General features: G+C 30.6%; 16 protein-coding genes and 1 tRNA gene. 10 read left to right on the top strand and 7 right to left on the bottom strand.

The annotated features are described in order from the left end of the window. Positions 1–32 precede the first annotated feature (32 nt). The 5 genes from fbp (at position 33) to ABD771_RS12685 (ending at position 3873) form a co-directional block, all read left to right on the top strand. Positions 33–1043 (top strand): class 1 fructose-bisphosphatase, encoded by a 1011-nt coding sequence (gene fbp, locus ABD771_RS12705; protein ID WP_345095147.1) that lies wholly within the window; start codon positions 33–35, stop codon positions 1041–1043. 95 nt (positions 1044–1138) lie between these two features. Then, positions 1139–1501, top strand: a complete 363-nt coding sequence (locus ABD771_RS12700) for a fructose 1,6-bisphosphatase (protein WP_345095145.1) — start codon at positions 1139–1141, stop codon at positions 1499–1501. A 9-nt stretch (positions 1502–1510) separates the two neighbouring features. Beyond that, positions 1511–2302 carry a cell envelope biogenesis protein OmpA gene (locus ABD771_RS12695; protein WP_345095144.1) on the top strand — a complete coding sequence of 264 codons (792 nt, stop codon included), beginning with the start codon at positions 1511–1513 and terminating at the stop codon, positions 2300–2302. After that, on the top strand, positions 2295–2789 hold the full coding sequence (locus tag ABD771_RS12690; protein ID WP_345095142.1) for a Rab family GTPase: 495 nt from the start codon (positions 2295–2297) through the stop codon (positions 2787–2789). The genes ABD771_RS12695 and ABD771_RS12690 overlap by 8 nt, the downstream gene beginning before the upstream one ends. After that, the gene (locus ABD771_RS12685) at positions 2782–3873 is read left to right on the top strand and encodes a sensor histidine kinase (protein WP_345095139.1); all 1092 of its coding nucleotides are present in this window, start codon (positions 2782–2784) and stop codon (positions 3871–3873) included. The genes ABD771_RS12690 and ABD771_RS12685 overlap by 8 nt, the downstream gene beginning before the upstream one ends. Positions 3874–3925: 52 nt before the next feature. Here ABD771_RS12685 and ABD771_RS12680 read toward each other — a convergent pair whose 3' ends face one another. After that, on the bottom strand, positions 3926–4357 hold the full coding sequence (locus ABD771_RS12680) for a tellurite resistance TerB family protein (protein ID WP_345095137.1): 432 nt from the start codon (positions 4355–4357) through the stop codon (positions 3926–3928). Between the two features lie 144 nt (positions 4358–4501). Here ABD771_RS12680 and ABD771_RS12675 point away from each other — a divergent pair, with 144 nt between their 5' ends. The 3 genes from ABD771_RS12675 (at position 4502) to ABD771_RS12665 (ending at position 7382) form a co-directional block, all read left to right on the top strand. Further along, positions 4502–5095 (top strand): HupE/UreJ family protein, encoded by a 594-nt coding sequence (locus ABD771_RS12675; protein ID WP_345095135.1) that lies wholly within the window; start codon positions 4502–4504, stop codon positions 5093–5095. Positions 5096–5281: 186 nt separating this feature from the next. Then, the gene (locus ABD771_RS12670) at positions 5282–5710 is read left to right on the top strand and encodes a deoxycytidylate deaminase (RefSeq protein ID WP_345095133.1); all 429 of its coding nucleotides are present in this window, start codon (positions 5282–5284) and stop codon (positions 5708–5710) included. A gap of 91 nt (positions 5711–5801) precedes the next feature. After that, positions 5802–7382 carry a S41 family peptidase gene (locus tag ABD771_RS12665; RefSeq protein ID WP_345095131.1) on the top strand — a complete coding sequence of 527 codons (1581 nt, stop codon included), beginning with the start codon at positions 5802–5804 and terminating at the stop codon, positions 7380–7382. A gap of 23 nt (positions 7383–7405) precedes the next feature. Here ABD771_RS12665 and ABD771_RS12660 read toward each other — a convergent pair whose 3' ends face one another. The 3 genes from ABD771_RS12660 to ABD771_RS12650 are packed head-to-tail and all read right to left on the bottom strand — an operon-like array spanning position 7406 to position 8834. After that, entirely contained in the window at positions 7406–8014 is a 609-nt protein-coding gene (locus ABD771_RS12660) for an FAD-dependent oxidoreductase (protein WP_345095129.1), read from the bottom strand. A gap of 4 nt (positions 8015–8018) precedes the next feature. Then, positions 8019–8219, bottom strand: coding sequence for a hypothetical protein (locus tag ABD771_RS12655; protein WP_345095127.1), 201 nt, complete (start codon positions 8217–8219; stop codon positions 8019–8021). Positions 8220–8255: 36 nt separating this feature from the next. Then, positions 8256–8834 (bottom strand): MarC family protein, encoded by a 579-nt coding sequence (locus ABD771_RS12650; RefSeq protein WP_345095125.1) that lies wholly within the window; start codon positions 8832–8834, stop codon positions 8256–8258. A gap of 172 nt (positions 8835–9006) precedes the next feature. On the opposite strand from ABD771_RS12650, the gene ABD771_RS12645 reads away from it, so the two are divergent. Further along, on the top strand, positions 9007–9579 hold the full coding sequence (locus ABD771_RS12645; protein WP_345095124.1) for a DUF3109 family protein: 573 nt from the start codon (positions 9007–9009) through the stop codon (positions 9577–9579). A gap of 44 nt (positions 9580–9623) precedes the next feature. Here the strand turns inward: ABD771_RS12645 and ABD771_RS12640 are convergent. From ABD771_RS12640 to ABD771_RS12630, 3 genes are all read right to left on the bottom strand, one after another. Next, positions 9624–9697, bottom strand: a tRNA-Ala gene (locus ABD771_RS12640). 5 nt (positions 9698–9702) lie between these two features. Next, complete coding sequence (locus tag ABD771_RS12635; protein ID WP_345095121.1) at positions 9703–11451, bottom strand: DUF6029 family protein; 1749 nt, start codon at positions 11449–11451, stop codon at positions 9703–9705. Between the two features lie 2 nt (positions 11452–11453). After that, positions 11454–11930 (bottom strand): TlpA family protein disulfide reductase, encoded by a 477-nt coding sequence (locus tag ABD771_RS12630; protein WP_345095119.1) that lies wholly within the window; start codon positions 11928–11930, stop codon positions 11454–11456. Positions 11931–12032: 102 nt separating this feature from the next. Here ABD771_RS12630 and ABD771_RS12625 point away from each other — a divergent pair, with 102 nt between their 5' ends. Next, positions 12033–12875, top strand: a complete 843-nt coding sequence (locus ABD771_RS12625) for an Omp28-related outer membrane protein (protein ID WP_345095116.1) — start codon at positions 12033–12035, stop codon at positions 12873–12875. Positions 12876–12897: the final 22 nt, after the last annotated feature.

The following is a 12897-nucleotide window of genomic DNA, read 5'->3' as shown; positions in this document are numbered from 1 at the left end:
ATATTTGCACAAATAACTACAACGATTTCGTAATGGAAGAACGCAATAAAACCTTAGGTGAATTTATCATTGAAAATCAGAATGCTTTTCAGTATTCTTCAGGTGAATTATCAAGAATTATAAACTCAATTCGACTAGCAGCAAAAGTTGTTAACTACAAAGTAAATAAAGCTGGATTGGTTGATATTGTTGGAGCTGCTGGAGAACAAAACGTTCAAGGTGAAGACCAACAAAAGCTAGACGTTTATGCCAATGAAGTTTTTATTCAAACGCTAATTAATCGTGAAATTGTGTGCGGAATCGCCTCTGAAGAAAATGACGATTTTATCACGGTTGCAGGTTCTGATAATTCACACAGTAATAAATATGTAGTTTTAATGGATCCTTTGGATGGCTCTTCTAATATTGATGTTAATGTTTCTGTTGGAACTATTTTTTCTGTTTTTAGAAGAAAAACACCTGTTGGAACACCTGTAACAAGCGAGGATTTTCTTCAACCAGGAACACAACAAGTGGCTGCAGGATATGTTATTTATGGAACTTCAACCATGTTGGTTTATACAACTGGTCACGGTGTAAATGGTTTTACTTTAAATCCAGCCATAGGGACTTTTTACCTTTCACATCCAAACATGCAATATCCAAAAGACGGAACAATTTATTCGATAAACGAAGGAAATTATGTGCATTTTCCCCAAGGAGTGAAAGATTATATAAAATATTGTCAGCTAGAAGAAGGTGACAGACCCTATACATCGAGGTACATTGGAAGTTTGGTTTCAGATATGCATAGAAACATGATTAAAGGTGGAATTTACATTTATCCAACAAGTTCAAAAGCTCCAAATGGTAAACTTAGATTGTTGTATGAATGTAATCCAATGGCTTTTATTGCTGAGCAAGCTGGCGGAAAAGCAATTGATGGTTATAGAAGAATAATGGAAATTCAACCAACAGAATTACACCAAAGAGTACCTTTTTTCTGCGGTAGTTACAACATGGTTAGCAAGGCAGAAGAATTTATGAAAACTTCTGATTCGTAGTACAAATTCTACAAACATAAATACTGAAAAGTAGTGTAGTTGAAAGAAAATTATTAGATTTGCAAACATTTTTTCCAACAAAACTACTTACTTATATGTCTAAAAATCAATCAAAAGAAACAGAAACTCCAGCAGTAAACCCACTAGAATCTGCTCAAAGATTGGAAGCTATCAAAAATCTGATTTTTGGTGAAAACATTCAGCAAATCGATCAGGAATTTCAGGCGATTAAAAATCACATTGAAAAAAGAAAAGAGGAATTAGAAGACTTCATTGCTGAAACTCGTAAGGATTTAAACAGCACTATCGATAATTTAGCTACCGATTTAAATATCAGAATTACTGATTTAGAGAACAGTATGAATGATAAAACGGACGAATTAAACCACAAAAAAGTCGATAGAAACTTACTAGGAACACTACTAGTTTCTGTGGGTGAAAAGATAATGAAGGACTAATTCATTATTATGACAGATTCAGAGAAATTAATTAAGCTCAAAGAACTTCTTCTTAGTGAGGACAGAGATTTTGCGCAAAATATTCTACAAAAATTAGATTCTCTAGAAGATACGGTTAACACACACGAAAAACTTTCTGAAAAAGTAAACCCAATTATTGATAAAAAAATAGACACTTTTGTGGATGAAATTCCAACAAAATTAGGTCCAGTTATTGCTGATGCTTTGACCAAATCCCAGGATAAAGTTGTTGAAGCATTATTCCCTATCATTGGTAAAATGATTAAAAAATACATTCAGCAAGAAATAAAAGCACTTTCAGATTCTATTAATAGTCAAGTTCAAACCACTTTTTCAATTAAAACTTGGCAACGAAAAGTGAAAGCTATTTTCATAGGAGTTTCCGAAAAAGAAATCATTTTGAGCGAAATGAATCAGACTTCTGTTGAACAGATTTTTGTTATAGAAAAAGGTTCAGGACTAATCATTTCAAGTGCATCCAAACAAGAAAGTATCGATGAAGATATGATCGCTGGAATGTTAACCGCAATTAAAAGTTTCGTTGAAGATGCTTTTAAAAAAGACCAACAAAGCTTAGAATTAATTCAATATGAATTATTTGAAATTCACATTCAAAATTTCACTGCGTATTATTTTGCTGTAGTAATTTCAGGTGGATTTGATGCTTCTTTCAAAAACAAATTAGAAAATAAATTGTTCGACTTTGCATCACAGATTAAAACAGACGCCATTGATAAAGAGCAAATTACAATAAAATTAACTGAGTTTATAAATGAATAGTTCGAAAAAAGTTGTTTTAGTAGGACATTTTGGTGTTGGTAAATCTTCGTTGATGAGAAGATTTGTTCAAAATACTTTTTCAGATAATTATATAGTTACTATTGGTGTTCATATTCTCAAAAAAGAAATTAAAATTGAAGAACTAAATCTAACTTTAGTAATTTGGGATATTGAAGGAAAAGACGATATTCAAAAAGTACGTTCGTCATATCTTTTAGGTACTTCAGGATTTATTTATGTTATTGATCCAACGCGTTCACAAACCTATGAACGATTTAATGAAGAGATTGATTTTATAAAAACAACCTATCCAACTTCAAAAATTGTTTCTGTTGCCAATAAATCAGATTTAATTGACATTGAGGAATTTAAAAACTTATTAGAGCAAGAAAACATTTCAATTGACTATTTTGCTAGTGCTAAAGAAGGAATTGAAGTTGAAAATTTGTTTCAAAAAATTGGACTGAAAATGGTAAAAAATGTTTGAGCAAATTAGAAATAAATATCTCTATAATAAAACTCAAATTGTAGTTTTAGACAAGCAAGGAATTGTTTTACATTCCGATGATTTGCTTTATAAAATTCAGAAACAAACTTCAATTTCTAATTTTCATCCTTTTTTTGAGACCATTATTTTTTTGATTGATTCAGAATACAACGAGTTTACATTTAGCTGTATTCACATTGATTATGAAGGTGTTAAAAAAACTATTGACATCATTTTCAATTCAGGTTCAAAGAATGAAAATCATTTTCTGATTTTTATAGATTTCACAGATCACTACGATAATTTTCAAAGCATTGCTCAAGAAAAAAACGAATCTGTTTTGAATTTTCATCTTTCAGAATTGAGAAATCAACAATTAGAATCGGAGAAGAATTTTAAAAATAAATTCTTGGCGAATGTTAGTCACGATTTGAAAACACCAATTTGGGGTTTGAAGTTTTTTTTAAATTTTTTAGAAAAAACAAATCTTACAGACGAGCAATTAGATTACGTTAAAACACTAAAAGACACAACAAGTCACATCCATCATTTGGTTCAAGATTTATTAGATTTATCTAAAATTGAATCAGGACAAATGAATATTGTCTACGAAAAATTTTCTCTTAAAGAAGGTATAAATAATTTACTATCAGTAATTAAACTTAAAGTTGAAAAGAAAAATTTAGAGTTTAGAGTTAATATTCAAGAAAAAATTACTGATGAATTAATTGGAGACAAAATTCGATTGAATCAAATTCTAATTAATCTTTTAGATAATTCGATTAAGTTTACAAAAAAAGGAAGTATTACATTCGAGATGAATTTAAAAAGTAGTGATTCAGATTTTTTAACGTTGCAAATTATAGTAAAAGACACAGGTTCTGGTATTGAAGCACCTCAAAAATCAGATGTTTTTAAAAGTTTTAAAAAACTCCACAATTTCAAAAAAATAGAAGGTTTAGGACTTGGTTTATCTATTGTTTCAAACTTAGTAGAACTCATGGATGGTAAAATCGACTATCAAACAGAGCCCGGAAAAGGAACTACATTTGAAGTCATTCTTCCTTTTGAAATTGCTAAATAAAAAAAGTCCTGATTTCTCAAGACTTTTTTTTCTATAAATTTATTTTTTGAAATTATTTATTCATGTGCGTCATTTCAAAAGTAAATGTGTCTAAATCAACACCCATTACTAATAATGACAATGCTTTATCAACGATGTGATTTACATTTCCAGGAGTAAATCCTAATGCTAAAGCAAAACGAGTTAAAATTTCTTTTTGTTTTGGTCCAAGAACGTGATCTGCATAAACCATTCTCGATAAATCATACAAACGTTCCAATCTGTGCGCATAAGAATAAGGCGGATTGATAGGGTATTTCAATGGGTTTTCAAGAATTTCTTCATATTCAGCTTTTGAAATTTCTAATCTCACAGCTAGTTTATCTAAAAATTCTTTTTCTTCTTTGCTCAAATCTCCGTCAGAAGTGGCAACACGAACTATAGCCGAAAAATGACCCTTATTTCTCGTTTTAAATTCGCTATCAAATAAATCTGAAAATGACATAATTATAATGGTTTTATTATGCAAATATAATTCAAATTCCTCAAAAACCGAAAATGTTTTTCATCGAATTTAAGAGAATCTTTTCTGCCAAATTCAAAATAAATTGTAAGTTTACATTCCTAAAAGTTGCTAAAAACACAACCTATGTCAGATTTTTGGATTTATTTCAAAATTGGTCTCAACCATGTTTTAGATATCAATGGCTACGATCACGTTTTATTTCTAATAGCTCTAACCGTTCCTTATGCTTTCAAAGATTGGAAAAGAATACTCTTGATGGTAACTATTTTTACTATTGGGCACACACTGGCATTGATGCTTTCCGTTTTTAATATTATAACAGTACAAGCCAATATTGTAGAATTTCTGATACCAATAACAATTCTAATAACAGCATTTTTCAACCTTTTTACCGTTGGAAAATCCTCCAAACAAGAAAGTATAACCTTCATTGGAGCAATAACTATATTCTTTGGAATCATTCACGGATTAGGATTTTCTAACTATTTTAAAGAAATTCTTCCCGGAAAACCAACCGACAAATTATGGCCATTACTTGAATTCGCAACTGGAATTGAATTCGCGCAAATCATTGTAGTATTAGTAGTTTTAATTTTATCATTCATCGTTCAGACCCTATTCCGATTCAGTAAACGCGATTTTACATTAACCATGTCAGCATTCGTTATAGGCGTTGTAATTCCGTTAATCATTGAAAGTCCAATTTGGAAAAGATAAAGTTTGATTTGGCGCGAATCAGTAGCTATATTTGTAATTGTAATTCCTGCTTTCCTCTAGTCTCAAAAGACGAAATAAAATCAGGGCTAAATTATATACCATCTAAATAGAGCTCAGAATTTAATAAAAAAAACTTTGTGCCTTCGATAAATAATAAAAAGATACTGAAACAAGTTCAGCATAAACATGAAAGACAAGAAACAAAATAAATACGATAAAGCTTATTTAAGAATCGCTTCAGAATGGAGCAAACTTTCTTATTGCAAACGCAAGCAAGTAGGCGCAATAATAGTTAGAGACCGAATGATAATTTCCGATGGATACAACGGAACACCATCAGGATTTGAAAATTGCTGCGAAGATGACGAAGGATTAACACAATGGTATGTGCTTCATGCTGAGGCAAATGCTATTTTAAAAGTGGCACGTTCTACACAATCTTGCGATAACGCTACTTTATATATTACGCTTTCTCCTTGCAAGGAATGTAGTAAACTAATTCACCAATCAGGAATCAAACGAGTGGTTTATCAAAATGGTTATCGCGATACATCAGGAATTGATTTCCTTGTAAAAGCAGGTATTGAAGTTTCTCAAATTGAAGAATTAGAGTAGGTCTCATTAAGTTTTAGGAAATAATAGGATATGTTTAACGTTCCTATACTATAAACCTTTGTAATTTTGACAAGCTAATTAATTGTTTTTAATGAAAATTAATAAAATCTACATACCAATACTTTTTTTCTCGTGCGTGGCGCTAGGCATTGTCATTGGGGGTTTGATTAATTATCCTGTGGCAAAACCTTCTTTATCTAAAAATGATTACAAAACAAAACTCAATAAATTAATCAATTTCATTGATAATGAGTATGTTGATGATGTAAAAACCGATTCCATTGTAGATTTAACAGTCAATAATATTTTAGCTAATCTTGATCCACATTCGGTTTATGTTCCGCCAAGTGAGCAAACTGCTGTTGCTGAGAATATGAAAGGAGATTTCGTGGGAATTGGAGTAAATTTCTATAATTATAACGATACCATTGCTGTAATAAAACCAATAGAAAATGGTCCTGCAGAAAAAGCTGGAATCAAGTCAGGAGATAGAATTTTGTATGCTAATAATTTCAAACTTTTTGGTAAAAAACTAAAAAACGAAGTGCTTTATAGCAAATTAAAAGGCGAAAAAGAATCGGAAGTTACCTTGACAGTTTACAGAAAATCGGAAAATAAAAATCTGAAGATTAAAGTTATACGTGATGTTATTCCAATAAAAAGTGTAGACATTGCAATTCTATTAAATAAAACAACAGGTTATATAAAAATCAATCGTTTTGCTGAAACTACAGCCGATGAATTTCATACAGCATTATTAAAATTAAAGAAAAGCGGCATCAATTCACTTGTAATAGATTTGCGTGAAAACGGTGGTGGATTTATGGAAATGGCAGTTGAAATAGCCGACGAATTATTAAAAGATAAAGAATTAATAGTTTTCACTAAAAACAAAAAAGGAAGTATCGACAAAACTTTTGCTACCGAAGAAGGCAATTTTGAAACTGGGAAAGTAGCTGTTTTAATAGATGAAAATTCAGCTTCAGCAAGTGAAATTCTAGCAGGTGCCATTCAAGACAACGATAGAGGTTTAGTTTACGGAAGACGTTCTTTTGGAAAAGGATTGGTGCAACGCGAAATGGGTTTTGATGACGGTTCAGCAGTGAGATTGACCATTGCTAGATATTACACACCAAGCGGAAGAAGCATTCAAAAGCCTTATGTAAAAGGTCATACAGAGGAATATTACAAAGAATCTCAAACGCGTTTTGAAAGTGGCGAATTATATGAAAAAGGTAAAATAAAAATTGCGGATTCCTTAAAATTCAAAACCAAAAAAGGAAGAACAGTTTATGGCGGTGGCGGAATTGTTCCAGATATTTTCGTACCTCTAGAAGTAGAACACGGACAGGAAAGTTTAGAATACATACTTCAAACAGGAATTGTTGGACATTTTGTTTTTGAACAGTTAGATCAAAACAGAAATGCTTTCAAAGGTGATGATTTTCAAAAGTTTCAAGCTAAAATGCTAAACAATGAAACCTACATTAGTTTGTTTGAAAAATACCTTTCTAAAGCTGGTTTAGACATTAGTTTGAACAAAAGTAGAGCATTAGTTAATCGTTACATCACTGCAGAATTTGCTCGTCAATTGTTTGGAGAAAATCAATATTATCAAATTATTTTGAAAGAAGATAAAATGGTGAAAACGGTTTTGAATGGTAAAAATTAATTTTTCACATTAAAAGGAAAATACTACTTCCTTATAGAATCATGCGCTTGACTCGAAATCCCATCATTCCATAACGTTAGAATATCGGTTGCTACTGAAGCGCCACTTCCGGCAGCGATTGCTAATTGGCTTCTGTGTCCGGCAAGAGTTCCGGCTACATAAATTCCTTCAGTAACTTTGTGGTCATCGTTTTTTAATTGGATGCGTTGTTTTTCAGCAATTGTTTTTTTGTGAGGTTCTACAAAGTGCATTAAACCTTCAATTGCAAACGTATTTGCAGAACCAATTCCAACAACAATATTTTTAGTTTGATACGATTTTTTGTTTGTAATCACATTGAAATTTGGATATTCACCTTCAATTTTTAAAACTTTTTCGCCTTCAATTTGCGTAACATGAGGATATAAATCTTGAAGTTGTTCCAAACTTTCAGTTAAAAGTTCAGAGCCTAATTTTCCAGCGGGAATTCCGTAAGCGTTATTGAATAAGGCTTCTTGTAAAGAAGAGGTTTTTTGATGAGTAATAATCCCGATTTTTTTATCTTGAGCAAAGGCTTTTTTGTAAGCCGAACCTAATACTAGTGCACAAGAAACTCCAGAAACGCCACCGCCAATTATTAAAACATCAAACATGAATTTATTGATTTTTTAATTTTTCTTCAATTTTTTTAGACATTTTGAAGATAAGTAAAATTAATACAGCGCAAAAAGCAGCAGCAATTCCAACTAAAGCAATCAAACTATCACCTTCAAATGGATTTTGAAAATCAAGCAAAGTAATGTTGAAAGCGATTAATCCAACTGCAACCAAAATCAATATAGTAGTAAAAATTTTCATTGATAAATATTTGATACAAAAATAGTAAAAATCAGATTAAATGAATAATCCTTTAACATTAGCTGCAAATAATTTAACAGCAATTGCTAGAAGCACTACACCAAAGGTTTTCCTAATAACACCAAGTCCATTTTTGCCTAATAATTTTTCAATTTTAGCTGAAGATTTTAAAACAGCGTAAACCAAAATGATGTTTAATACTATTGCAATTATGATATTTATCGTTGCGAATTGCGAACGTAATGAAAGTAATGTAGTCATTGTACCTGCTCCTGCAATTAATGGAAATGCTAAAGGAACAATAGATGCTGATGAATTAGCTTCTTCTTTGTAAATACGAATTCCGAGAATCATTTCTAATGCTAAAAAGAACAATACAAACGAACCTGCAACGGCAAAAGAGTGGACGTCAATTCCAATTAATTTTAATAATTCTTCTCCAACAAAAAGGAAAACAATCATAATAACTCCAGCAACAATCGAAGCTTTTTCGGATTCAATATGACCAAATTTTTGACGTAATTCTACAATAATCGGAATTGTTCCTACAATATCAATTACTGCAAAAAGCACCATTCCAATGGTAATAATTTCTTTAAAATCTAATCCAAACATAATTTCTCCCTTTAGAAAGTGCAAAACTACTCCTTTCCAAATTCTTAAAATCAAAACGTTACGTTAATTTTAGGATATTTATCAAAACCATAAAATCATTTGTACCTTTGCCCAAAATTTCAGATAAGAGAAAACATCTAATATCTAAAATTTAATATCAAATATTTGACATATGTTTCAGTTAGGAAAAACGATAGTTTCGGAAGATATTTTAGAAAAGGATTTTGTTTGTAATCTTTCAGCGTGTCATGGTGCTTGTTGTGTTGATGGAGATGCTGGTGCGCCGTTGAGCGAAGAAGAAACTAAAATATTGGAAGAAATTTATCCAAAAGTAAAACCATTTTTACGCAAAGAAGGAATTGCAGCCATCGAAAAATTAGGAACTTGGGTAAAAGGTACTGAACAAGATTTAGAAACACCTTTAATAGATAATAAAGATTGCGCTTACGTAATTTTTGACGGAAAAACTGCTTTGTGTGGAATTGAACAAGCTTACAATCAGGGAATTATTTCTTGGAAAAAACCAGTTTCTTGTCATTTATATCCAATTCGTGTAAAAGATTTCACCGAATTTGCTGCTGTAAATTATGATCGTTGGGATATTTGTGATGATGCTTGCTCACTTGGAAAAGAACTACAAGTACCAATATATAAATTTGTAAAAGAAGCTTTGATTAGAAAATTTGGCGAAGATTGGTATCAAGAACTAGAAAAAGTTGCAGAAGATTTAAAAAATGGAAAATAAAATAAAGAATGCCTTGATATCAAGGCATTCTTTATTTTTAAAAGTGGAGAATATCGGAGTCGAACCGATTACCTCTTGCCTGCCAGGCAAGCGCTCTAGCCAAATGAGCTAATCCCCCAAAAATTAAAATGAAGTTGACAAAGATAAAGTAACTCCTGTACTTTGTGGCACAAATCTACATACACCTCCAGCACATACTAAGCCTCCTCTTTGACGGCCGTAGTTTAAAGCAATTCTTGAGCTCCCTTTTTTATATGAGCCACCAAGATTATAAAAATGAATCTTAAAAGCATCAACACCTCTAGAAATCTGTTCTTCATTTATATCATATCCATAATTGTACATATCATTTAAGTACACAGACCAATTAGCATTGTGATTGTATTCTATTGATGAAGAAAACCAATTTTTTCTATCAGTATCAGCCCACATATGTTCTAAACCAAAAGTTATAGATTTAGATTTACCAAATTTAACTGTTGATTCTGCTGCTATGATATTAGTCTTGATTAATAAGTTTGCTGCTCCAGTAATGTATCTATTATTATAATATTGATTTATATAAGACAAACTTCCATTGACTTTAGAACTAAACTTTTTAGAAATTTCGATATTATAATCAGAGTAATATTTTTGTTTGGATGATAAAAAATCTGTTTTGTAATTTGGTGCGTAGTTTCCAAATTGATCTTCAAAAGTATATGTACCACCTAAATTATACCAGTTTGAAAAGTTCAAAGCGATTTTAGTACCATATTTTCCTCCTAATAAAGACCCTTTTTTCAAATCATAGAAAAAATCAACTTGGCCTCCAATTTCTCCTGCTTTTGCAATACCATTAGTTGGATCGATATTAACACCTCCTTGTGCTTGGTATACATAAATATTTGATAGGTTGGAGTGATTTTGTTTTGTTAAACTAGGTAAAAAATTCATTATTCTGTCGTTAAAAAACAAACTAGTTCTTTCAATTCCAATAAATTGAGGTTCTCTTTCCGACAGAAAAGTCATGTTTTCTAATCTTCTTAAAGTGGTGTCAAAGCCTAGTCCTTTTTTGGAGTAACCAAAATTTATTAAAGCAGCTGAGCCTGGCTTTATTATGTCATTAGTGATTTTATTAGTTGCAACGATTAATAAGGCATCTTTTGATTTAATGTTGTATTCTCCATTAATGTAAAAATTACTTTTGCTGAAATTTATTCTACCAGAGTAAGCATTAGTTAATTCTGAGAAATTTGGTTTTGCAAAATAACTTTCTTCATATCTTCCAACATAACTTAAGCCAAAAGATAACTCATAGTTAGTTTTTTTTAACAATGAGCTGACATTAATATTAGAATCAAATCCAAAAACACTTCCTTTACTAACATCAAAACCACTTCTTTGTTTTCCATACAATGCAGTTAGTGAAATATTATCATTTGGCCTGAAATTAATTTTTCCACCTCTAAGAGCATTATTTATTCCCAAAGAACGATCTTCAAAACTTCTCAATAATAATCCACTACCAAATTGCTCATAAAAGTGACCTAAGGTAGCATCAATTTTTTTTGTTTTATAATTTAAAAAATAAATTCCTAAATTGGTTTTGGTAAATTTAGGGTTATAATTCAATAATGCTTCTGAAGTGTATGATTCTGCTTGAACTCCAGCTGTAAAACTACCATAGTTATAATTTAATGAAAGATAACTATTAGAACGTAATGGTATAGAATCTTGTTCTAAATTTCTTTCTTTATCGTTTAAGTACCATTGACCTGTAGATTCAAAAGAACCAGATAATAGACCTTTAATTGGTGCTTTTTCTTGTTCTTGTGCTTGAAGAAGTGAAGAGAAAAATAAAGAAAATACGACTAATAAATAGTTTTTCATGACTATAAGCTTTTTAATTTTTCAAATAATTTATCTTCATTTCCTGGAGTATGACCATTCTCAGTAAAGACAATTTTACCGTTTTTAATTACAATTAAATAAGGAATATTTGAAATACCTAAACTTCTTTTAAACTCTTGATTAGTGTCTAATAAAATAGTATAGTTCCAACCTTTTCCGTTTACCAAAGGCTTTACTCTTTTTTGAGTTCTAGAATCATCAGTAGAAACAGCAATTAATTCAACATTTAGATTTTTTTTCCAATCTTCATAGACCTCATTTATTGCATCTAATTCTTGAATACAAGGTGAACACCAAGTTGCCCAAAAAGAAAAAAGATATAATTTATCTTTTTCTAAAAAATCTGTTTGAATTGAAACGGTTTTACCATCAATACTTGTGGTCTTAATATTTGGAACATTTTGTTGGGAATAGCTTAAGAAGCCAAATAATAAAAGTAGTAAATGTAGTTTTCTCATTTTTTCTTAATTTGTTGTGCAAATAAATAAAAATTAATGTATTGTTTTGTGTTTTTTTTTATTTATTTGCATTACTATTAAACAAACCAACATTTTTTAATTATGAAGAATTTCAAATTTTTAAGTTTTCTTTTAGCTGCAAGTTTTTTTATTTCTTGTAGTAAAGATGATTCATCTGACTCTGGATCTAATCAACCACCTGCTGTAGACAATACACCAATATCTGGTCAATTTCAAAAAAGAGTTTTAGTTGAGGATTATACAGGAGCATGGTGTGGATATTGCCCAAGAGTTGCTTATGGTATAGAGAAAGTATTAGAGCAATCAACAAAAGTCGTTCCTGTGGCTATTCACCAACAATCTGGTAGCGGTTATGATCCTTATCATTTTGCTGGAGCTACTCCACTAAAAACACTAATCGATTTACAAGGGTACCCAACAGGTAAATTAAACAGAATGTTAACTTGGAGTTATCCAGAAAATTCAAATATCAATCAAGTAAAAAATTTAGCTCTTAACAATGTTGGACTTGGACTTGCTTTAAACTCTACAGTTTCTGGCGGAAATATTAATCTTGATGTTAAAATTAAATTTGCTAAAGACTATACTAATTTAAAATTAGTAGTTTATGTTCTTGAAAATAATTTGATTTACGATCAAGTAAATTATACAAGTTTTTATGGTGGAGGAAGTGTTATTTCAAATTTTGAACATGATAATGTTTTGAGAGATTGTCGAACTAATATTTTAGGTGATGCTATTACTGAAAACACAACTAATGGACAAACCATTACTAAAAACTTTACGTTTCCAATTCCAGCAAGTGTTTCTAATGCAGCAAATTTAAGCTTTGTTGCTTTTGTAGTGGATGGAGCTGATAATAAAGCCATCAATGTGAGAGGTGCTTTACCTAACGAAAATCAACAGTTTGAGATTAATCCATAAAGAAAATAAATATAAAATTTAT

Origin of the sequence: Flavobacterium chungnamense (assembly GCF_039539165.1) — a bacterium.
In the GTDB taxonomy this organism is placed as follows: Bacteria; Bacteroidota; Bacteroidia; order Flavobacteriales; family Flavobacteriaceae; genus Flavobacterium; species Flavobacterium chungnamense.
Note: the sequence above shows the minus strand (reverse complement) of the source record. Positions and strands in the feature narration are given on the sequence as shown.

Excerpts from the sequence above, each read along its gene's own strand:
- ABD771_RS12655 (WP_345095127.1), bottom strand. The coding sequence starts at position 8,219 with ATGAAAATTTTTACTACTATATTGATTTTGGTTGCAGTTGGATTAATC.
- fbp (WP_345095147.1), top strand. The coding sequence starts at position 33 with ATGGAAGAACGCAATAAAACCTTAGGTGAATTTATCATTGAAAATCAG.
- ABD771_RS12670 (WP_345095133.1), top strand. The coding sequence starts at position 5,282 with ATGAAAGACAAGAAACAAAATAAATACGATAAAGCTTATTTAAGAATC.
- ABD771_RS12665 (WP_345095131.1), top strand. The coding sequence starts at position 5,802 with ATGAAAATTAATAAAATCTACATACCAATACTTTTTTTCTCGTGCGTG.
- ABD771_RS12630 (WP_345095119.1), bottom strand. The coding sequence starts at position 11,930 with ATGAGAAAACTACATTTACTACTTTTATTATTTGGCTTCTTAAGCTAT.
- ABD771_RS12695 (WP_345095144.1), top strand. The coding sequence starts at position 1,511 with ATGACAGATTCAGAGAAATTAATTAAGCTCAAAGAACTTCTTCTTAGT.
- ABD771_RS12660 (WP_345095129.1), bottom strand. The coding sequence starts at position 8,014 with ATGTTTGATGTTTTAATAATTGGCGGTGGCGTTTCTGGAGTTTCTTGT.
- ABD771_RS12685 (WP_345095139.1), top strand. The coding sequence starts at position 2,782 with ATGTTTGAGCAAATTAGAAATAAATATCTCTATAATAAAACTCAAATT.
- ABD771_RS12690 (WP_345095142.1), top strand. The coding sequence starts at position 2,295 with ATGAATAGTTCGAAAAAAGTTGTTTTAGTAGGACATTTTGGTGTTGGT.
- ABD771_RS12680 (WP_345095137.1), bottom strand. The coding sequence starts at position 4,357 with ATGTCATTTTCAGATTTATTTGATAGCGAATTTAAAACGAGAAATAAG.
- ABD771_RS12625 (WP_345095116.1), top strand. The coding sequence starts at position 12,033 with ATGAAGAATTTCAAATTTTTAAGTTTTCTTTTAGCTGCAAGTTTTTTT.
- ABD771_RS12700 (WP_345095145.1), top strand. The coding sequence starts at position 1,139 with ATGTCTAAAAATCAATCAAAAGAAACAGAAACTCCAGCAGTAAACCCA.
- ABD771_RS12645 (WP_345095124.1), top strand. The coding sequence starts at position 9,007 with ATGTTTCAGTTAGGAAAAACGATAGTTTCGGAAGATATTTTAGAAAAG.
- ABD771_RS12675 (WP_345095135.1), top strand. The coding sequence starts at position 4,502 with ATGTCAGATTTTTGGATTTATTTCAAAATTGGTCTCAACCATGTTTTA.
- ABD771_RS12635 (WP_345095121.1), bottom strand. The coding sequence starts at position 11,451 with ATGAAAAACTATTTATTAGTCGTATTTTCTTTATTTTTCTCTTCACTT.
- ABD771_RS12650 (WP_345095125.1), bottom strand. The coding sequence starts at position 8,834 with ATGTTTGGATTAGATTTTAAAGAAATTATTACCATTGGAATGGTGCTT.